The organism is Streptomyces xylophagus (assembly GCF_000716435.1).
In the GTDB taxonomy this organism is placed as follows: Bacteria; Actinomycetota; Actinomycetes; order Streptomycetales; family Streptomycetaceae; genus Streptomyces; species Streptomyces xylophagus.
Genome location: NZ_JNWO01000002.1, coordinates 434,670 through 454,578, shown reverse-complemented (window position 1 = coordinate 454,578; position 19,909 = coordinate 434,670). Strand labels below are relative to the sequence as shown.

Genomic DNA, 19,909 nt, shown 5'->3' with positions numbered 1-19,909 from the left:
GCATGGTCGGGTGGAGACCAGTCTTAGCAGCGGCGGCGGGGACGCTGCTGCTGGCGGGGTGCAGCAGCGGGTCGGGCGACGAGCCCAAGGCGGAAGCGACACCGAAGAAGAGCTCCGGGGCGTCGCCCTCGGCCTCGGCGTCGCCCGTGAACAAGCCGTACACGCTCGCCGAGGACCGGGCACCGAGGACGCGGGCCGAGGCCGTCGCGTTCGTTCGTGAACTCACCGTGCGCCCCGACTACTTCGGCACCGGGTACCGCACACGCGATCCCTTCGAGAGCGATCCGGCCGAGTGGGCCGTACTCGGCGAGGACTGCCTGTGGCGGCGCGAGGCATTGCCTGGCACGGTACTGGCCAGTCTCACCCGGGGGTACGAGCTGCCGGCGAAGGGCGGCAAGGGGCCGGTGTACGTGTCGCTGACCGTCACCGTGCACCAGGACGTCGTGTCGGCGCGGCGCGACATGGCCGGGTCGCTGGAGGAGCCGCTGCGCTGTCCCGAGCAGCAGTTGAACGCCACGGACCGGGTGAGCGGCCTGTACTCACGGGTCGACGCGTTCGCCGACGGGCGGACCGTGATCTCCGACGACGACCTGACGGAGAGCGGGAACTGGGCCGCCGACGGCGCCAAGGCGCATCCCTTCGACTGGTACAAGTTCCGGATGGGGCCGGTCACCGTGGCCGCGACCGCGCGGCACGGCTCGGGCCGGACCGAGGCCGAGGACTCCACCGTCACCACCGACATTGCCAAGGGAATGACCTTCGTCGCGGCGAGCATCGACAGCAAGGGCAAGGCGGGCGACACGGGCGCCGGCGCCGAACCGACCGAGACGAAGGGGGCGGGACAGTGAGCGAACCGCTGCGGTCCTCCGACCCGTCCCGCCTCGCGGGGTTCCGGCTGCTGCGGCGGCTCGGTGCGGGCGGCATGGGCGTCGTCTACCTGGGGCGCACCGACTCCGGGGCACTCGCCGCGGTCAAGGTGATCCGGGGGGAGGGCGCCGGTGACGACGATTTCCGGGCCCGGTTCGCGCGGGAGGTGGAGCTGGCGCGGCGGGTGGACAGCCCCTGGGTGGTTCCCGTCCTGGACGCGGACGCCGAAGCACGCGAACCGTGGCTGGCCACCGCGTTCGTCCCGGGACCTTCCATCGCCGAGGCGGTCTCCGCGCACGGCCCGCTGCCATCGCAGGCCGTACGCGTCCTGGGCTGGCTGCTGGCCGGGGCGCTGGACGCCGTGCACACAGCCGGGCTCGTGCACCGGGACGTCAAACCGGGCAACGTGCTGCTCGCCCTGGACGGGCCGCGCCTGATCGACTTCGGCATCGCGCGCGCCGCCGACGACACGGCGCTGACCGCGTCCGGGCTCGTGGTCGGCACCCCCGGTTTCCTCGCCCCGGAGCAGGCCGAGGGGCAGCCCGCCACGTCCGCGAGCGACGTCTTCGCGCTGGGCTGCGTGCTGGCGTACGCCTCGACCGGCACTCCGCCCTTCGGCACCGGGACGCCGGACGCCCTGATGTACCGCACGGTCCACGACGAGCCCGAACTCGCCGGTGTCGAGGGCGAGTTGCGGACCCTGGTGGAACGCTGCCTGGCCAAGGACCCGGACGCGCGGCCCACGACCGACGACATACGGGCCTTGTTCACCGATGACGCCCCGGACGCCTCCGGCAGCTGGCTCCCCGACCCCGTCGCCCGGATGGTCGCCGCACGGGCCGCCGAGAGCCTCGCCTTCCCGGACGTCGAACCCACGGTCCTCGACGATGCGGCCGTCCCCGCCCGGCACCCGGGACGGCGCCGTCTGCTGCTGGCCGGCGGTGCGCTGCTGCTCGCGGGCGGCGGGACCGGAGCGGCGGTGTGGGCGTCGGGGGACGACAAGAAACCGTCCGCGAGCGCCGCGCGTCCCGTGTACGTCCTCGGCGTGCACACGACCAGCGGCACCGCCGAGGCCGCCGTCAGCCGGGCCTCAGAACGCGCCGCCCGCCTCGCGGTCGCCGAGCACAACGCCACACGGACGCGCTCCTACGACCTGAAGGTGAAAGTCCTCGCCGACCGGGGCGACACGGACACCGCCCGGGCGGTGGCACGCGAGTTCACCGCCGACCGGAACGTCGTCGCGGTGCTGGGACCGGTCGCCGAGATCCCCATGCGGACGGCCCCGGCCGTCTACGGTGTGGCCGGGCTGACCCATGTCTCCAGCAGCACGGGCCAGCAGGACTACTTCCTGACCTCGCCGAAGACCTCGTTCCAGAGCGCCCCCGCCCACGGCGCGCTCGGCGGCTGGATCGCCCTGCACGCCTACATAACCCGACAGGTGGTGCCGGCCGGAGTCGTCATCGACCGTGCCGGGGGCTCGGCCATGCAGGACGAGGGCACCCAGGTGGTCAGCAACTGGCGCAACGTCCTCAAGAGCGAGGTCGTGCCCCGCGTCGTCGCCGAGGACACGGACGACGGCCCGAAGGCGGTGCGCGAACTGCTCGCCGCCGACGTCAAAGCCTTCGTGTACCTGGGCGCCCTGGACGCCACCGTCCGCACGGCCCAGGCCCTGGCCACGGCCGGCTTCACCGGGCCGCGCTGGATGCAGCACCAGTTGTACGGCTCCGACTTCCCGCGCCTCGCGAGCGCGGCGGGCGAGGGCTGGTACGTGGTGACGGACGCCGTGGACCCCTCCGTACTGACGACGAAGCGGGCCAAGGACTTCACCGCGGCCTGGCGGAAGCGCTACGGCAGCACTCCCGAGCCGTACGCGACCGAGGCGTACGACAGTGCGAAAATGCTGCTCGCCGAGTTCGCCCGCACGGTACCGGCCGGGGCACGCCGGCGTCCGGTGCGGGCCGATCTCGCCGTGCGGCTGGCGAAGGTGAAGTACCAGGGCATCGCCCGGACGTACGCCTTCGGCGACTTCCACCAGTACGACAACAGCTCGACGGGCTGGGCGGACGAGACCTTCGTCCATCAGGTCCGCGGCGGGCGGTTCCGGCAACTGGGATCGCTCGGCGATCTGAATCGCGCGGCGCAGAGCCAGGGCTGACCACCACTCTGCACCGACGGCGGGAACGACGGCGAAACGGAGGCGGCCGGCGTGGAACGGCTTCTGCCCACCGATCCGTCCCTGATCGGCGGGCACCGGCTCGCCGGCCGGCTCGGCGCGGGCGGCATGGGCGTCGTCTATCTGGCGCGCTCGCCGCACGGCGCGTGGTGCGCGCTGAAGGTGATCCGCGCCGAGTACGCCGACGACCCCGGCTTCCGCGCCCGATTCCGCCGCGAGGCCGAACTCGCGTCGCGCCTCACGAGCCGGTGGACCGTACCGGTGGTCGCGGCCGACGCCGACGCCCGCTCCCCGTGGCTGGCCACCGCCTACGTGCCCGGACCGTCCCTCGCCGAGGCCGTCGCGCTGCGCGGACCCTGGCCCGAGGCGCAGTTGCGCGGCCTCGGTGCCGTGCTGGCCGAAGCGCTGGACGGAGTGCACGCGGCCGGGCTGGTCCACCGGGACGTCAAACCCGCGAACGTACTGCTGGCCGCGGACGGGCCGCGGCTGATCGACTTCGGGATCGCGCGGGCCGTCGGCGCGACCGCGCTCACCACGGACGGCTCCGTCGTGGGCTCCCCCGGCTACCTCTCCCCCGAGCAGGCCCGCGGACACACCGTCGGCCCACCCAGCGACGTCTTCTCACTCGGCTGCGTCCTCGCCTACACGGCGACCGGCCGTCCACCGTTCGGCACCGGCGGCGCGGCGGCCGTGCTGTACCGGACCGTCGGGGAGGAGCCGGACCTGGACGGCATCCCGGACAGCCTCGACCGGACCGTACGACGCTGTCTGGCGAAGGAGCCGGAGCACCGCCCGAGCGCCCGTGAACTCCTCGACACCTTCGGCGAGTTCGCGGTGGCCGAGTGGCTGCCCGAAGGACTGCCGGCCCTCGTCGCCGCCCGGGCCGCACGCGTCCTCGACCTGCCCGTTCCCGACCCGACCATGCTCGCCGGGCCCTCCCCCGTGGACGCGCCGCCCTCGCCCACCCGGCGGCGCCTGCTCGTCGCGGGGGCCGCGCTCGGTGTGACCGCGGTGGCCGGGGCGGGCGCGTGGTGGGAGTGGGGCCGGTCCGCCGCGTCGGCGAACACCGGTTCCGTACGGCGCTCCCGCCATGTGGTCGCCCTGCTGGGCAGCCCGGACGACCCCTCCTTCACCGAGCACCGGCGCGGCGCCCTCCTCGCCGTCGAGCAGCACAACCAGGACGCCAAGCGAACCCAGGACCTCATACTGCGCACCACCGACGACGCCGGCACCGCGAAGGGTTCCGCCGCGGCGGCCACCCGGCTGGCCGCCGACCCGGACGTGTCCGTGGTGATCGCGGCGGGCACGAACGCAACCGTGCCCGCTGCCCTCGCCCCGTGCACGAAGGCCCGGCTGACCCTGCTGATCACCCGCGCCGACACGGAAGCCCTCGACGTCGTCAACACCACCAGCGCCCTCGTGCTGCGCAACACCCAGATCGTCGGCCCGTTCGCGGCGGTGATCTATCTGAACCGGGTCGCCAAGCCCGCCCGCACGGTGATCCTGCACGACCTGGCCACCGAGGCGCAGAGTCTGGTCACGGTCCGCCTCACCACCGTCAACGGCGTGCTCGACAGCGGGACGACGGTGGAGGAGGTGGCCGCGGACGAGGACTTCACCGCGGCCGCCGACCGTATCGCCGCCCGCCCCCGCGACGCCGTCCTCTTCGCCGGGGTGAGCCCGGACCGCGCCGCCGCCTGCGCCCGCGCGCTACGGGACGCGGGACACCGGGGCGCCCGGGGCGCGAGCGAGCACGTCCTCGGCGCCCCCTTCCTCGCCGCCGGCGAGGACTGGAGGATCGCCACGGGTTACACGGACGCCAACGCCGACACCCGCACCAAGGCGTTCGCCGCCGCGTTCCGCGCCCGCCATGGACACGCGCCGGGCCCCTGGGCGGCCGAGGCGTACGACGCCGTCCGGTTCGCCGCCCACGGCCTGGCCTCCGTCGGCGACGACGGCCGCGCCGCCCTGCGCTCGGAACTCCTGCGCCGTCCCTGGCAGGGCATCACGCGCCTCATGAGTTTCGACGCCTCCACGCAGTTCTTCCAGGCCGGCGAGGACGGCGGAGGGTTCCTGTTCCGGGTGACCGGCGGAGCCGCCCGCTTCGTGGCACGGTCCGCCGACATCGGCAAAAAGGCGTGAGACGTCGTGCAACTCCCTTAGGGTGCAAGGGGGTTGCACGACACTCACGCGCCGACGTATGCCGCCAGGTGCTCCCCCGTGAGCGTCGACCGCGCGTCGACCAGGTCGGCCGGAGTCCCCTCGAAGACGATCTTTCCGCCGTCGTGTCCGGCGCCGGGGCCGAGGTCGATGATCCAGTCGGCGTGGGCCATGACCGCCTGGTGATGCTCTACGACGATGACCGACTTGCCGGAGTCGACCAACCGGTCGAGCAGGCCGAGCAGTTGCTCCACGTCTGCGAGGTGGAGGCCGGCGGTGGGCTCGTCGAGGACGTAGACGCCGCCCTTGTCGGACATGTGGGTGGCCAGCTTGAGGCGCTGGCGTTCGCCGCCGGAGAGGGTGGTGAGCGGCTGGCCGAGGCTGAGGTAGCCGAGGCCGACATCGGCGAGCCGGGTAAGGATCTTGTGCGCGGCCGGAGTTGCCGCCTCACCCGCGCCGAAGAACTCCTCGGCCTCGGTCACCGACATCGCAAGCACCTCACTGATGTCACGCCCGCCGAAGTGGTACTCCAGGACCGACGCGTCGAACCGTTTCCCCTCGCACTCCTCGCAGGTCGTGGCCACGCCCGCCATCATCGCCAAGTCGGTGTAGATGACGCCGGCGCCGTTGCAAGTGGGGCACGCGCCCTCGGAGTTGGCGCTGAACAGGGCCGGCTTCACGCCGTTGGCCTTGGCGAAGGCCTTGCGGATCGGTTCGAGGAGTCCGGTGTACGTCGCCGGGTTGCTCCGGCGTGAGCCGCGGATGGCGCCCTGGTCGACCGACACCACGTTCTCGCCGGCCGGGACCGACCCGTGGACCAGCGAGCTCTTGCCGGAGCCCGCGACACCGGTGATGACGGCGAGGACGCCGAGCGGGATGTCGACGTCGACGTCCTGGAGGTTGTTGGTCGCGGCGCCCCGGATCTCCAGCGTGCCGGTGGGCTTGCGGGTCGACTCCTTGAGCTTGGCCCGGTCGTCGAAGTGCCGGCCCGTGATGGTGCCGCCGGTGCGCAGCCCCTCGACGGTGCCCTCGAAGCAGACGGTGCCGCCCGCCGTACCGGCGCCCGGGCCGAGGTCGACGACGTGGTCGGCGATCGCGATGGTCTCCGGCTTGTGCTCGACGACCAGCACGGTGTTGCCCTTGTCGCGCAGGCGCAGCAGCAGGTCGTTCATGCGCTGGATGTCGTGCGGGTGCAGCCCGATGGTCGGCTCGTCGAAGACGTACGTGACGTCGGTCAGCGAGGAACCGAGGTGACGGATCATCTTGACGCGCTGTGCCTCGCCGCCCGACAGCGTGCCCGCCGGCCGGTTGAGCGAGAGGTAGCCGAGACCGATCTCGACGAACGAGTCGAGGGCCTGCTGCAACGCGGTGAGCAGCGGCGCCACCGACGGTTCGTCGAGGCCGCGGACCCACTCGGCCAGGTCGCTGATCTGCATCGCGCAGGCGTCGGCGATGCTGATGCCCTTGATCTTCGACGAGCGGGCGCCCTCGTTGAGGCGGGTGCCGTCGCAGTCGGGGCAGGTGGTGAAGGTGACCGCGCGGTCCACGAACTCCCGGATGTGCGGCTGCATGCCCTCCCGGTCCTTGGCGAGCATCGACTTCTGGATGCGCGGGATCAGACCCTCGTAGGTCATGTTGATGCCCGCGATCTTCATCCGGGTCGGCTCACGGTGGAGGAAGTCCTGGAGTTCCTTCTTCGTGAACCTGCGGATCGGCTTGTCCGGGTCGAAGAAGCCGGACTCGGTGTAGAGGCGCGAGTTCCAGCCTCCGCCCGTGTAGCCGGGCACGGTGATCGCGCCCTCCGCAAGGGACTTGGAGTCGTCGTAGAGCTGGGTGAGGTCGAGGTCGGTGACCGAGCCGCGGCCCTCGCAGCGCGGGCACATGCCGCCGGTGATGCTGAAGCTGCGGCGCTCCTTCACCTTCTGTCCGCCGCGTTCCATGGTGACCGCGCCCGCGCCGCTGATCGAGGCGACGTTGAAGGAGAACGCCTTGGGCGAGCCGAGGTACGGCTTGCCGAGGCGGCTGAAGAGGATGCGCAGCATCGCGTTGGCGTCGGTGGCGGTGCCGACGGTGGAGCGGGGGTCGGCGCCCAGCCGCTGCTGGTCGACGATGATCGCGGTGGTCAGTCCGTCGAGGACGTCGACCTCGGGGCGTGCCAGTGTCGGCATGAAGCCCTGCACGAAGGCGCTGTACGTCTCGTTGATCAGCCGCTGCGACTCCGCGGCGATCGTGTCGAACACGAGCGAGCTCTTGCCCGAGCCGGAGACGCCGGTGAACACCGTCAGCCGACGCTTCGGGATCTCGATGCTGACGTCCTTGAGGTTGTTCTCGCGCGCCCCGTGCACGCGGATCAGGTCGTGGCTGTCGGCAGCGTGCAGCGCGGATGCCTGCGTGTCCGTCCTCGTGGCCTTGCTCATCGTGCCTTCCCTCCGTTTGCGCCGGGCCGCCGACAGTCGCTCGGCGGTCATCGCCCGGCTCGATCTAACCAAGCTTCGAGCGGTACGTCCGCTTCCGGCTTCGCTGCGCGGTGACGTCCATGGAAGTCACGCTAGGGGCGGGGCGGGGACTCGCGCTTCTCGAATCCTGACCGGTCCGGTCGCGTCCCACTGTGCCGCGCACGGCGTACGTGGCGCAGGTGACGGCCCAGCGCCACCACGGCCAGGGCGGCGACCAGACCCGTCACACCCCGCCAGCCGAACCGGTCGTAGGTGCGCACGCCGAGCCAGGAACCCGCGCTGCCGCCGAGGAACGCGCAGGTCATGTACGCGGTGTTGATACGGGCCCGGGCCTCGGGCCGTAGCGCGAAGATGCGGGCCTGGTTGGCGACCTGGCCGGACTGGACGGCCACGTCGAGCAGCAGCATGCCCGCGGCCAGGGCCAGCAGGCCGGTCGTGCCGCCCCGGTAGGCCGGTACGAGCACGGCCGCCGCGGCGATCGTGCCGAGCATGGCGAGGAGGCTGACCGTGTCGGGGCCGCGGCGGTCGGCCAGGCGGCCGGCGAGCGGGGTGCTGAACATGCTGGCCGCGCCGACCAGTCCGAGGAGCCCCACCGCCTGGGCGCCCATGGCGTACGTCGGTCCGGTGACGAGCAGGGTGAGGGTGGTCCAGGCGGCGCTGAAGCCGGCGAAGACTGCGGCCTGGTAGAGGCAGGAGCGGCGGAGGTCGGGTTCGGTGCGCAGGAGGTGCAGGGGCGCGGCTATCAGGGACGGGTAACTGTGCCGGGTGGACGGCGTGGTGTCCGGGACGACCCGGGAGAGGATCGCGGCCAGGGCCAGGAAGACCGCTGCGGCGACGAGGTACGGCGCCCGCCAGCCGAGCCGTTCGCCGAGGGTGCCGCTGAAGGTGCGGGCCAGGAGGATGCCGCCGATGAGGCCGCTGAGGAGGGTGCCGGTGACTGCTCCACGACGCTCGGCGGGGACGAGGCCGGCGGTCATCGGGATGATGATCTGGGGCACGACGGTCGTCACGCCGGTGACCGCGCTCGCGACGACGAGCAGCGGGAGCGAGGGCGCGGCGCTCGCGGCGAGGAGTCCGACGGCGGTGAGTACGAGCAGGGTGACGATCAGGGGGCGGTGCGGGAGCCGGTCACCGAGGGGGACGAGGAGGAAGATGCCGGCCGCGTAACCGAATTGGGCCGCCGTGACGACGAGGGCGGCCGAGCCGGTGGACACGCCCAGGTCGGCGGCGACGAGCGAACTGATCGCCTGCGGGAAGTAGATGGTCGAGACGCCCACACCACAGGCGAGGGACAGGACGAGGATCACCCAGCGGGGCACGGACACACCTCACGCGAGAACCGGTTTGACTGGTTCAGGTGACGGTAACAGGCGAGCCACTCCCATGGCACCACTTAAACCGGTTCTACGGGGATAGGGTGGAGCCGTGCCACCAACTCCCCGCTTCCGCCAGGGCGCCGGCCGCCCCTCCCTGGACTTCCTCCGCACCCTGCGCCATCGCGGCACGGCCGACGCGGTGGAAGAACTCCCGGACGCCGAGGCGCTGTTGGCGTGGGTGAGGCAGTGCGGTCCCTGCGCCGGTGCCACAGGGGCCGCCGATGCCGCTCACGCACGCGACCTGCGCGAGGCCGTCCACGCCCTGATCACCGCCGCCCGGGCCGGCCGGATCCCCGACGCGCGAGACGTCGACGAGGTCAACTCGGCCGCCGCACACCCTGTACCGGTGCCGCACCTCGCCCCCACCGGGCACCTCGTCTGGCAGGCCGACGCCCCCGTCCGGGCCACCCTCGCCCTCGTCGCGCGCGACGCGCTGGACCTCGCGACCTCCCCCTCGCTCACCCGCCTCCGCAACTGCGCGGGCCCGACCTGCAGAGCCCTGTTCCTGGACATCTCCCGCCCGGGAAACCGCCGTTGGTGCTCCATGGGCACCTGCGGAAACCGCGCCAAGAAGGAGACGCTGCGCGGCAGGAAGGACAGTGGGGGTGCCTGAGGGGCGGCGAAGTGCCGGCCGGCTGCGCCTCAACAGCGGCTCGTGGCGCGGATGTTCCGCCCGCACGCCGCTGAGGTCCAAGTGCGCGCTGTGCCAAGGTTCTTAGGCTACGGCGGTAGGCACGTACCGGGACGCTTCGGAGCCCGGTGGTACGCGAGACGAGAGACCTGTGACATCACCCATGCCTCCCCATCCGCCGATCCACTCGGTTCACGACCTCCAGCCACAGCTGTCCAACTTGTGTGCGTACTGGCTCGGTTGGGACGCCGACGACACGACGGACAGCGACCTGCCCGTCTATCGAACCGGGCTTCCGCACCCGTTGCTGAACGGTGTGCTGCGGTTTCGCGGCGAGTCGTTGGACGATGCCCTGTCCCTGGCCCGGAAGCGACTGGACGGCACACCGCATCTGTGGTGGGTGGGCGACGACAGCAATCCTGGCCTGGTCGAACAACTGGTGGCCCGTGGCGGAACTCTCACCTCCACACTGCCCGTGATGGCCGTCGATCTCGGGAAGGTGGCCGATGCCACCGTGCCCGGCCTGGAGATCTCACCTGTCGTCGACCGTCCCGGGTTGGCCGAGTACGTGACCACGTACTCGGAAGTGTTCGGAATTCCCCACGATGTGATCCCATCGGTCGTCGACGCCGAAGCGAACTACTCCACCGCCCGCTCCGATGTCGTACGGTTCGTCGGCCGCGTGAACGGACAGGTCGTCGGGACCGCCCAGTTGTCGATGAGTCACGGCGTCGCCGGTATCTACTGGGTCGCCACCCTGGAGGCTCACCGGAAGCGTGGAATCGCCGGTGCGTTGACAACGGCGGCGCTGCTCGCGGGACGTGAACGCGGCCTGCTCGTCGGGTCCTTGCAGGCGAGCAGGCGCGGGGAGTCCGTGTACCGCGGGCTCGGGTTCGAGACGGTGGGCCACGTCCACCATGTGGCGGTTCAGTACGGCGGGTGACCGGACAGTCCGAGGATGCGGCGCGCACGTGCGGGGAGTTCCGCGAGGTGGGTGTCGAATGCCTGCCGGTGCGCGGCGCACACGCGGACGCCTGCGAAGTGGGCGGGCGCTGGCGTGAAGTGGGACGGGTACTGGCAGTCGGGGCAGGTTTGTTCGGCGTTCTCGAGGATCGCGGCGAAACCCGGGAAGAGGACTCGGTCCTGGTTCGCGAGGATTTCCTTGTAGTGGCTGTTGTCCTGCGGGGTCGGGCTGAGGCGGTACCAGAGTTTGACGTTCTTGCGGGCCTGGTCGACGGTCCTGGCTGTTTCGGGGTTGCCGAGGGTGAGGCCGTCCTCGACGTAGCGGTAGCGGCGCATCGTCAGATGGATGGGGCCGGCGATGTTGCGGAGAAAGGTGACGACAGGAATCCGCTCCGGGGTGTCGGCCCAGTGGGCGTCGATATTCCAGAGTGTGTCGCGACAGGTGCGGTAGGTGTGTTGGCGCAGGTCGGGGTGGGCGTAGGCGAAGGTGTTGCAGATTTCGCCTTCGGCACGGTGTTTGTGGTAAGCCACCGCGTCGTACATGGCGTCGCAGATCTCCGTCAGGATCTGGTTCTGCTCTTCGGTCAGCCAGGCGTCCTCGATGTCGTTGCAGGCGAGGGCGGCGGCGATGAAGAGGCGGGCCTGGGCATCGCAGTCGCGGATCCGAAACCACTGGGCGGGGCCCTGGGCGATCGCCGCCGCGTACCGGCCGAGGAGTTCGGCGTTCCCGTACGGGGAGGACTTCTCGGCGGTGATCAGGATCGAGGAGTAGTACTCGCGAGCCATGGTCTCGTGGACGGCGGTCCGGGCGAAGAGCGCGGCCAGCAGTTCGCCGGTGTCGTATCCCGCGATGACCGGAGAGTTCAGGGGAGAAATGTGTTCGCCCCTGAATTCCGTCACGGTGGAAATCGCGGTGAGGCGTGCGAGGGCGATGTAGCGCCTACGGTTCGTGTAGGCGGGAATGATCGTTCGCACATATTCCCAGGCACAGGCGAGCGCTTCATCGGCCTGTTGCGGGGTGAGACCTTCCGGCGCGAAGGTGCCCCTCAGGTCAGGGGGAAAGTGCCAGGTCTCGCTGGTCATGGGGCCCTCGTCCGTGAATGGATCACACATCCAGCGCGATTCAATCAACGGACGGCTGCACGGCACATACTCCGGTGATACGGATCCATACGCGTCCGTACATCATCGCTCCCCACCCCCTGACAGCCGAGCCGTCAGCCGGGCCTTCGCCTCGGGCCACTCCTCGGCCAGGAGGGAGAAGTACACGGTGTCGCGCCAACTGCCGTCCGGGCGTCGGCGGTGGCGCCGCAGCACACCCTCCCGTCGCGCCCCGATGCGGGCGATGGCCGCCTGCGAGCGCTCGTTGAGGTGGTCGGTCTTCAACTGCACGCGCCCCATGCCCAGTTCCTCGAAGGCGTGCGTGAGCAGGAGCAGCTTCGACTCGGTGTTGACCGGGCTGCGCCAGTACGCGCGCCCGTACCAGGTCCAGCCGATCTCCAGCCGCTCGTTGTCCACGTCGATGTCCATGTACGTGGTCCAGCCGACGGCACGGCCGCTCGCGCGATGGACGACCGCGAACGCGACGTACTCCCCGCGCCCGGCGGCCGCCAGCAACGCACCGAGTTTGTCGCCCAGTTCCGCCTCCGTCCGCGGAGCCGGCCCGCCCTGCCAGCGCCACACCTCCTCGTCGCCGCCCCCTGCCACGAAGAGATCACCGAGATGATCCATGGCCAGTGGCTCCAGGCGGACGTACTGGCCAGTGAGTTCGATGGGCAGTGGCGGCTCGGCAGACATGGTGCGGAAGGTAACCGCGCGTTGATCAAGAAGCAACTCAGTTCGCCCGGCAGGCCGAGAGAAGTTGTTCACCTCCCCGCAACCGCCTTTTGGATCCACATACTTAAAGTGTGGATCCCCACCGTCCATCCCCCACCACCGATCCCCTGGACCCGACCCCCTGAACATAATCCCCCGCACTCCCGGAACGGATCACGCATGCACCTGCCGCCCGCCCCGCACGCCTCATGACACGCCACGGCGTACGAAGGATCGTGCCCCTGCTGCTGGGCTGGGAGGAACTCCCCAAGTCCGTCTCCGTGCACGGCGCCCCGTACGAGGAGCGGCTGCGTGAACCCGTACCGGCCGTCCTCCTGGAGTGCGACGGCGGCTGGCTGCTGCTCGACACCGGCTTCAACACGGCGCTGATCCGGGACCCGGCCCTGCGCCGCCGCTTCTACGGCTCCCCCAACTACCGGCCGATCCTGCCCGGTCCGGGCGAGCCCCTGGAGGAGGCACTCGACGCGGCCGGCATCCCGATGGACGCGATCCACGCGGTGGCCGTCAGCCATCTGCACGCCGATCACGCGGGCGGGCTCAAGCACTTCGCGGGCCGGGTGCCGGTGCACGTACAGCGCGAGGAACTCGCCTATGGCCTGTCCGGGCAGCCGGAAGTCGAGCGCCACTCCATCTTCCGCGTCGACTTCGACGACCCGCGTATCGACTGGCGACAGGCCGTGGGCGACACCGAGATCGCCCCGGGCGTGACCGCCGTACTGACGGCCGGGCACACCCCCGGGCACCAGAGTTTCGTCGTGGACCTCGCGGACGGCGGCGGCTTCGTGTTCGCCTTCGACGCCGCCGATCTCACGGAGAACATCGAGCACGAGCGCCCGATCGGCGCCTCGATCGGTGTCGATCCGGAGCACACGGTGGAGCCCATCCGCCGTCTCAAGCGCATCGCCGCAGAACGCGGTTACGAACTCGTCCCCGGTCATGACCCCGTGGTCTGGCCGGAGTTGATCCGCCGCAGGGGCGTGCCGGGCGCGTAGCCGGTACTGGCCGGATCGCGTTCCCAAACCGGTTCACACGCCTTTAACACCTGGGACACGAGAGGGACTCTGTGGCCCGTGAACATGTTTTTGGATCCAATCTCGACACTTTGAGATCCATTATTCGAGGATCGGTGCCCAAGGAGGCCCACATGCCGGACCAGTCAGCTGGATCGTCCTCACCCGGCTCCGCCCCGTCGACGGCGTCGCGCCGCACCATGCTGCGGGGCGCGGGGCTCCTCGGCGTGGGAGTCGGCTTCGGGCTCCCCGCCCTGCTCAGTGCCTGCGGTGCGGCCGCCGACGACGCCAAGGGGAGCGGCAAGGGCGGCACGCTGACCCTCGCCATCGACGCGACCAGCGCGGTCAACGACCCGTCGTTCTACACCTCGTTGGGCGACTGGATGGCCGTCGACTGCATCTGTCGGGGCCTGACGTTCATCTCCTTCGAGACCAACGAACCCACCCCCGACCTGGCCAAGAGCTGGACGATCTCCGACGACCAGCTCACCTACACCTTCGCCCTGCGCGAGGGCGTCAAGTTCCACGACGGTACGACGCTCACCTCGGCGGACGTGCTGGCCAGCCTGGGCCGGCAGTTCGACGAGAAGGACCCGACACTGCCCAAGGGCGCCACCCGTCCGCTCTCCGACCTCGGCGCGAACGTCGCCTCGCTGACCGCCCCGGACGACCTCACCGTCAAGATGGTCCTCAAGAAGCCGGACCGCACCGCCCTCGGCCAGCTCTCCGACATCGGCGGCCGCATCATCTCCAAGGCCGCGCTGAAGAAGTACGGCGCCGACATCGGCAAGCACCTCGTCGGCACCGGCCCGTTCGCCTTCTCCGCCGCCACCTCCGGCCAGTCCATCACCCTCACGGCCTTCGACGACTTCCGGCTCGGCAGACCGCCCGTCGACCGCCTGGTGCTGCGCCAGGTCCAGGACCCGTCGACCATCGTCAGCTCCCTGCTCAGCGGCGACATCTCGGCCACTCAGTTCACCCCGTACTCCGCCGCCGCACAGCTGCGCAAGGACGACTCGGTGACCGTCTACAAGACGCCGTACAACGCCAACGCCATCCTGATGATCGACGCCCGGCGCGTCCCCGAGCTCAAGGTCCGCCAGGCCATCAATCTCGCCATCGACCGCAAGGCCATCCTCGACCAGGCCTTCTACGGCGTCGGCGCGCTGCCCGGGGGCTACGCCATCCCGCCCGCGCAGAGCGGCTACGACACGAGTCTCGCCGACCTGAGCACGCAGGACACGGCGAAGGCGAAGAAGCTGGTCGCCGAGGCGGGCGCGGGCGGCCGGCGTATCCGGATGATGGCGGCGAGCGACTCCTGGCACCCGAAGGCCGCGCAGATCGTCGCCCAGAACCTGACCGACGTCGGCTTCAAGGTGGTCACCACCTCTGTCGACCCGGCCACCTACTTCACCCGGCTGCTCGACGGCAAGGACGACTACCACGACCTGATGATCTGGGAGCGCAACACCTACGTCCCGGACGCCAACGACATGGTCGGGGCCATGGCCAGCCCCACCGGTCTCTACGGCGCGACGATCACCGGCATGGACACGCTCAAGGAAGCCGCCTCGCTCCAGGCGGAGCTGGACACGGCCAAGAACCTGCCCCTCGGCGCACAGCGCACGGCCGCCTACACCAAGATCCAACGCCGTTGGGCCGAGGACTACATGGTCCTGTCGATGCTGGCCTGCTTCGCCAACCTCGTGGTGAGCGGCTCGCATGTGAAGCACATGAACACCGCCGCACTGGCCAACCACCGCTGTTACATGGAGAAAGCCAGTGTCTGACACGACGGCCGCTCCAGCGCCCGTGGCGACCGCACGGCCCCCCACTCCCCCCGCCTCCTCGGCGGGGCGGACCGTCGTCGCCGCGTGGCGTCGGCGCCGGTTGGCGCGGTCCTGGCCGGCCGTGCTGTCCTGGCTCGTCCTGATCGCGCTGGTGCTGGTGGCCCTCGTAGGACCGCTGTTCGTCCAGGCGGACCCGCTGCGTCAGACCTCCTCGGCACTGCTGCCCATCGGGTCGTCCGGCCATCTGTTCGGCACGGACGACCTCGGTCGCGACGAACTGGCCCGACTCGTGCACGGCGCCCGCCCGTTGCTGCTGGTGGCGTTCGCGGCGACGGCGCTGGCGGCCGTCGTCGGCACGGGGATCGGGCTCGTCGCCGGGTATGCGGGAGGTGTCGTCGAGCAGATCCTGATGCGGATCGTGGACCTCGCCCTCGCTTTCCCGTCCATCCTGCTCGTCATCCTCCTGGTGGCGGCCGCCGGTCCTGGCACGGTCAGTCTGGTCTTCGGCATCGGCGTGTCCCTGGCACCCGGTCTGGCCCGGCTGGCCCGTGCCCTGACCGCGCGCGAGGCGGCCCGTGACTACGTCGTCGCCTCCAAGTTGGGCGGCACCCGCACCCCGCGCATCCTCACCCGCGAGCTGCTCCCGAACATCGCCGGGCCGATGCTCGCCCAGGTCGTCATGACGCTGTCGATCGCGGCCGGTTTCGCCGCCGGCCTCTCCTACCTCGGCCTCGGCATCCAACCCCCGCAGCCCGACTGGGGCTACATGGTCCAGGCGGGCCAGGAGTTCCTCTACACGGCGCCCCGACTGGTCGTCCTGCCCGCGACGTTCACTCTCCTCTTCGTCGTCGCCTGCAACTTCGTGGGCGACGACCTGCGCGACGCCCTCGACGTACGGGGGCCGGCGTGACCACCGCCCTGCTCACCGCCCGCAGGCCCAAATGGGCGGCAGGGACAGCCCTGTTGGTCCTACGACGCCTCGCGGTCATCCCCGTCGTCCTGTTCGCGTTGGCCAGCCTGGTGTTCCTCGCGATGCGCCTGCTGCCCGGCTCACCGGCGACCTCGCTCGGGGCCGGCGGCAACAACCTCTCCGCCGCCCAACTGGCCGCGAACGAGGCACGTGTCAACAAGGCACTCGGCCTCGACCGACCGCTGCTCGTCCAGTACGGCAGCTTCCTCAACGACCTGGTCCACCTGCGGCTCGGCACCTCGTTCTACGGCTCGAACAGCGTCCTGGGTCTCCTCGGCGACGCCCTCCCCGCCACGATCGAGCTGACGCTCGCGGCGATGACCATCGCGGTGCTCCTCGGTGTCGTCACCGGGGTCATCGCCGCGCTGCGCAAAGGGAGTTGGATCGACCACTCGACCCGGGCCGTGGCCACGGTGAGCTTCTCGCTCCCCTGGTTCGCGCTCGGCGTGCTCGGCATCGTCGTGTTCGGCGTGTGGCTGCGCTGGCTCCCGGTCCTGGGCCGGCTGCCCAGCTCGCTCGACTACAACCCGACGACCAACTTCGTCCTCCTCGACGCGATCCTGCAGAACCGCCCCGAGCTGGTGTGGCCCTGGATCCAGCATCTGATCCTCCCGGCCGTCACGCTGGCGCTGTCGATGGCCGGGTTCATCACCCGCATCGTGCGCGCCTCCGTGCTGGAGGTCCTCGACGACGACTTCGTGCGGACCGCCCGGATGAAGGGCCTCAGCGAGAGCGTGGTGATCCGCCACCACGTGCTGCGCAACTCCTGGCTGCCCATCGTGACCGTCCTCGGCCTCCAGTTCGGCTCCCTGCTGGGCGGTTCGGTGATCACCGAGACGGTCTTCTCCTACGCCGGTGTCGGCCGCCTGCTCGTGCAGGGCGTCCTGCAACGCGACTACCCCGTCGTGCAGGGCGCCGCCCTCGCCATCGCCCTTCTCTTCACCCTGGTCAACCACGCGGTGGACCTGCTGTACACGGTCCTCGACCCGCGGCTACGGAAAGGATGACCCGCATGGACATCGTGCTGGTCCACGGTGCCGGCGGACGGCCGACGACCTGGTCGGCGGTCGCGCCCCTGCTGGCCGCCCACGGCCACCGGCTGCTCACCGTCACCAATCCGATGACCTCCCTGGAGGACGACATCGCCAACACGGCGGCCGTGTTGGAGGAGACGACGGGCCCGGTGCTGCTGGCCGGGCACTCCTACGGCGGCGCGGTGATCAGCAATGTCGGGCGCGATCCACGAGTCAAGGGGCTTGTCTACATTGCCGCGTTCGGGCCCGACGAGGGCGAGACGGTCAGCGAGATCGTCGAGCGGTACGAGGAGGCCGAGATCTCCAAGTACATGCGGCGCGGCCCCAACGGCGAGTGGAAGTCCGAGACGAGCGAGGAGTTCTGGGCGGAGATAGGCCCCGACCTCTCGCCCGAACAGCGGGCCGTCGTCGAGGCGGAGGGACGCAAGGCGGAGAACCTCATCTTCACCCAGCCGACCGGCGCACCGGCCTGGCGCACCCTGCCCAGTTGGTACCTGGTCGCCGACGACGACCGCACGCTGCGCCCCGAGATCCAGAACGACATGGCGGCCCGGATGAAGGCGACCGTCGAGCACGTGCCGGGCAGCCACTACACGACCCTGGTGTGGCCGGAGCGCGTCGCCGACCTGATCCACACGGCGGCCGTGGCCGTGGGCGAGAGCTCATGACGTCCGCGCCCGTGCTCGAAGTGCGGGACCTGCGCGTCCAGTTCGACGTGCCGGCGGGCCGGCTGCCCGCCGTGGACGGTGTGGATCTGACCCTCCACCAGGGTGAAGTCCTCGCGCTGGTGGGCGAGTCGGGGTCCGGGAAGTCCGCCCTGTCGATGAGCCTGGTCGGCCTGAACCGAGGTCCGCGCACCCACATCAGCGGCGAGGCGGTCTTCAAGGACCGTAACCTTGTCGCCGCCTCGGAGCGGGAGTTGCGCGGGGTGCGCGGCAAGGACATCGCCGTCGTCTTCCAGGACGCGCTCGCCGCGCTCAACCCGCTGCACCGGGCGGGCGCCCAGGTCTCCGAGATGATCCGCGCCCACCGTGATGTGACACGGGGTCAGGCGATGGGCCGGGCCGTGGAGTTGCTCGGCGAGGTCGGCATCGCGGGCCCGGACCGCACGGCACGCGCCTACCCGCACCAGCTCTCCGGGGGCATGCGCCAACGCGTGATGATCGCCATGGGCCTGGCCAACGACCCCGCCGTACTGATCGCCGACGAACCCACCACCGCACTCGACGTCACGATCCAGGCCCAGGTCCTCGCCGTCCTCAAGCGCGTCCAACGCGACCACGGCACCTCCGTCCTGCTGATCACCCACGACCTGGGCGTCGTCGCCGAGGTCGCCGACCGGGTGGCGGTGATGTACGCGGGCCGGATCGTGGAGCAGGGGCTGCGCGAGGAGGTGCTGTTCCACCCCCAACACCCCTACACCATGGGCCTGTTGGGCTCCGTCCCACCGATCGACGGTCCTGTCGTACGACGGCTGCCGACCATCGCGGGCAGTCCGCTGACCGGGGTGGACCGGCCGGCCGGCTGCGCGTTCGCGCCCCGGTGTCCGCTCGTCCACGACGCGTGTGCCGAGCGGCCCGTGCTCCGGCAGCGGCACGGCGAGGACGGTCACCTCGACGCCTGCGTGCTGCCCTCCCCCGCCCGTGCCACGGCCCGCTCCCTGGGAGGCATCGCATGACCGCCGCGCTCATCCAGGCCCGCGAGCTGCGTGTCGAGTACCCGGGCCGGGCGGGCGGCCGGGTCAGGGCGCTGCGGGACGTCGACCTCGACATCCTCCAGGGCGAGACCCTCGGCCTGGTCGGCGAGTCCGGGTGCGGCAAGTCCACGCTCGGCCGGGCCCTGTTGCGGGTCATCGAACCCGCCTCGGGCCGCATCGAGTTCGACGGCACCGACCTCACCCGGCTGCGCGGTCGCCAACTGCGCCGTACCCGTGCCGAGTTGCAGATGGTCTTCCAGGACCCGTTCGGTTCGCTGAATCCGCGCCGCAGGATCGCCGACATCGTCGCCGAGCCGCTGCTGCGGGCGCGCGGCGCCACCCGCGCCGAGGCCGCGAAGGCGGTGGCCGAACTGCTCGACCTGGTCGGTCTCGGCGCGGAGGCCGGTGGGCGCAGGCCGCACGAGTTCTCCGGCGGCCAGCGCCAACGCATCGGCATCGCGCGGGCGTTGGCCTCGTCACCGCAGTTCGTGGTGGCCGACGAGGCCGTGTCGGCGCTGGACGTGTCGATCCAGGCGCAGGTGCTGAACCTGCTGTCCGACCTGGTCCGCGACCGGGGTCTGACGATGCTGTTCATCTCCCACGACCTGGGCGTCGTCCGGCACATCGCCGACCGGATCGCGGTCATGTATCTCGGCCAGATCATCGAGGTCGCCTCCCGCGACGCCTTCTTCTCCGCCCCCGCACACCCCTACAGCCGGGCGCTGCTGTCCTCCGTTCCGGTGCTACGGCCCGGAGAGACCCGTGAACAGGAGGTACTGCAGGGCGAGTTGCCCGATCCGGCGAATCCGCCCGAGGGCTGCCTTTTCCGCACCCGGTGCCCCATCGCCACGGAGCAGTGCCGTACCACGGCCCCCGAACTGCGCGAGATCGCGCCGGGCCGCAGTGTGCGCTGCCATCTGCCCCTGGTCTCCAGCGAGTAGCGAATC

The 19,909-nt window shown here is 70.8% G+C and carries 16 protein-coding genes; 12 read left to right on the top strand and 4 right to left on the bottom strand.

What is annotated here, in order from left to right; translation table 11 throughout:
* The first annotated feature begins 146 nt into the window (after positions 1 to 146).
* From OO70_RS05480 to OO70_RS05470, 3 genes are read left to right on the top strand one after another with little or no spacing between them, the layout of a single operon-like run.
* Entirely contained in the window at positions 147 to 848 is a 702-nt protein-coding gene (locus OO70_RS05480; RefSeq protein ID WP_234336711.1) for a hypothetical protein, read from the top strand.
* The gene (locus tag OO70_RS05475) at positions 845 to 3,022 is read left to right on the top strand and encodes a bifunctional serine/threonine-protein kinase/ABC transporter substrate-binding protein (RefSeq protein WP_043664727.1); all 2,178 of its coding nucleotides are present in this window, start codon (positions 845 to 847) and stop codon (positions 3,020 to 3,022) included. The genes OO70_RS05480 and OO70_RS05475 overlap by 4 nt, the downstream gene beginning before the upstream one ends.
* A gap of 51 nt (positions 3,023 to 3,073) precedes the next feature.
* Positions 3,074 to 5,182 (top strand): bifunctional serine/threonine-protein kinase/ABC transporter substrate-binding protein, encoded by a 2,109-nt coding sequence (locus OO70_RS05470; protein WP_043664724.1) that lies wholly within the window; start codon positions 3,074 to 3,076, stop codon positions 5,180 to 5,182.
* 44 nt (positions 5,183 to 5,226) lie between these two features.
* Here OO70_RS05470 and OO70_RS05465 read toward each other — a convergent pair whose 3' ends face one another.
* On the bottom strand, positions 5,227 to 7,617 hold the full coding sequence (locus OO70_RS05465) for an ATP-binding cassette domain-containing protein (protein WP_043665439.1): 2,391 nt from the start codon (positions 7,615 to 7,617) through the stop codon (positions 5,227 to 5,229).
* Between the two features lie 131 nt (positions 7,618 to 7,748).
* Positions 7,749 to 8,981, bottom strand: coding sequence for an MFS transporter (locus OO70_RS05460; protein WP_043664721.1), 1,233 nt, complete (start codon positions 8,979 to 8,981; stop codon positions 7,749 to 7,751).
* Between the two features lie 100 nt (positions 8,982 to 9,081).
* Between OO70_RS05460 and OO70_RS05455 the strand changes: the two genes are divergently transcribed.
* Both OO70_RS05455 and OO70_RS05450 read left to right on the top strand, forming a co-directional pair.
* Positions 9,082 to 9,645 (top strand): CGNR zinc finger domain-containing protein, encoded by a 564-nt coding sequence (locus tag OO70_RS05455; RefSeq protein ID WP_043664719.1) that lies wholly within the window; start codon positions 9,082 to 9,084, stop codon positions 9,643 to 9,645.
* A gap of 181 nt (positions 9,646 to 9,826) precedes the next feature.
* On the top strand, positions 9,827 to 10,606 hold the full coding sequence (locus OO70_RS05450; RefSeq protein ID WP_051740695.1) for a GNAT family N-acetyltransferase: 780 nt from the start codon (positions 9,827 to 9,829) through the stop codon (positions 10,604 to 10,606).
* Here the strand turns inward: OO70_RS05450 and OO70_RS05445 are convergent.
* Together OO70_RS05445 and OO70_RS05440 are read right to left on the bottom strand one after the other, a co-directional pair.
* The gene (locus OO70_RS05445; RefSeq protein ID WP_051740692.1) at positions 10,591 to 11,709 is read right to left on the bottom strand and encodes a hypothetical protein; all 1,119 of its coding nucleotides are present in this window, start codon (positions 11,707 to 11,709) and stop codon (positions 10,591 to 10,593) included. The genes OO70_RS05450 and OO70_RS05445 overlap by 16 nt on opposite strands.
* Positions 11,710 to 11,811: 102 nt before the next feature.
* Positions 11,812 to 12,423 (bottom strand): GNAT family N-acetyltransferase, encoded by a 612-nt coding sequence (locus OO70_RS05440; RefSeq protein WP_043664716.1) that lies wholly within the window; start codon positions 12,421 to 12,423, stop codon positions 11,812 to 11,814.
* A gap of 227 nt (positions 12,424 to 12,650) precedes the next feature.
* Between OO70_RS05440 and OO70_RS05435 the strand changes: the two genes are divergently transcribed.
* The 7 genes from OO70_RS05435 (at position 12,651) to OO70_RS05405 (ending at position 19,903) form a co-directional block, all read left to right on the top strand.
* A complete protein-coding gene (locus OO70_RS05435; RefSeq protein ID WP_043664714.1) occupies positions 12,651 to 13,454 on the top strand; it encodes an N-acyl homoserine lactonase family protein in 804 nt (267 codons plus the stop codon).
* A 152-nt stretch (positions 13,455 to 13,606) separates the two neighbouring features.
* Entirely contained in the window at positions 13,607 to 15,262 is a 1,656-nt protein-coding gene (locus OO70_RS05430) for an ABC transporter substrate-binding protein (RefSeq protein ID WP_043664711.1), read from the top strand.
* The gene (locus tag OO70_RS05425) at positions 15,255 to 16,172 is read left to right on the top strand and encodes an ABC transporter permease (RefSeq protein ID WP_234336709.1); all 918 of its coding nucleotides are present in this window, start codon (positions 15,255 to 15,257) and stop codon (positions 16,170 to 16,172) included. The genes OO70_RS05430 and OO70_RS05425 overlap by 8 nt, the downstream gene beginning before the upstream one ends.
* Positions 16,169 to 17,239 carry an ABC transporter permease gene (locus OO70_RS05420; protein WP_234336707.1) on the top strand — a complete coding sequence of 357 codons (1,071 nt, stop codon included), beginning with the start codon at positions 16,169 to 16,171 and terminating at the stop codon, positions 17,237 to 17,239. The genes OO70_RS05425 and OO70_RS05420 overlap by 4 nt, the downstream gene beginning before the upstream one ends.
* Before the next feature lie 5 nt (positions 17,240 to 17,244).
* Positions 17,245 to 17,934 (top strand): alpha/beta hydrolase, encoded by a 690-nt coding sequence (locus OO70_RS05415; protein WP_043664704.1) that lies wholly within the window; start codon positions 17,245 to 17,247, stop codon positions 17,932 to 17,934.
* The gene (locus OO70_RS05410; protein WP_043664702.1) at positions 17,931 to 18,944 is read left to right on the top strand and encodes an ABC transporter ATP-binding protein; all 1,014 of its coding nucleotides are present in this window, start codon (positions 17,931 to 17,933) and stop codon (positions 18,942 to 18,944) included. Before OO70_RS05415 ends, OO70_RS05410 begins: the two co-directional genes overlap by 4 nt.
* Positions 18,941 to 19,903 (top strand): ABC transporter ATP-binding protein, encoded by a 963-nt coding sequence (locus OO70_RS05405; RefSeq protein WP_043664700.1) that lies wholly within the window; start codon positions 18,941 to 18,943, stop codon positions 19,901 to 19,903. Before OO70_RS05410 ends, OO70_RS05405 begins: the two co-directional genes overlap by 4 nt.
* Positions 19,904 to 19,909: the final 6 nt, after the last annotated feature.

Excerpts from the sequence above, each read along its gene's own strand:
- OO70_RS05465 (WP_043665439.1), bottom strand. The coding sequence starts at position 7,617 with ATGAGCAAGGCCACGAGGACGGACACGCAGGCATCCGCGCTGCACGCT.
- OO70_RS05450 (WP_051740695.1), top strand. The coding sequence starts at position 9,827 with ATGCCTCCCCATCCGCCGATCCACTCGGTTCACGACCTCCAGCCACAG.
- OO70_RS05445 (WP_051740692.1), bottom strand. The coding sequence starts at position 11,709 with ATGACCAGCGAGACCTGGCACTTTCCCCCTGACCTGAGGGGCACCTTC.
- OO70_RS05440 (WP_043664716.1), bottom strand. The coding sequence starts at position 12,423 with ATGTCTGCCGAGCCGCCACTGCCCATCGAACTCACTGGCCAGTACGTC.
- OO70_RS05435 (WP_043664714.1), top strand. The coding sequence starts at position 12,651 with ATGACACGCCACGGCGTACGAAGGATCGTGCCCCTGCTGCTGGGCTGG.
- OO70_RS05430 (WP_043664711.1), top strand. The coding sequence starts at position 13,607 with ATGCCGGACCAGTCAGCTGGATCGTCCTCACCCGGCTCCGCCCCGTCG.
- OO70_RS05415 (WP_043664704.1), top strand. The coding sequence starts at position 17,245 with ATGGACATCGTGCTGGTCCACGGTGCCGGCGGACGGCCGACGACCTGG.
- OO70_RS05410 (WP_043664702.1), top strand. The coding sequence starts at position 17,931 with ATGACGTCCGCGCCCGTGCTCGAAGTGCGGGACCTGCGCGTCCAGTTC.
- OO70_RS05405 (WP_043664700.1), top strand. The coding sequence starts at position 18,941 with ATGACCGCCGCGCTCATCCAGGCCCGCGAGCTGCGTGTCGAGTACCCG.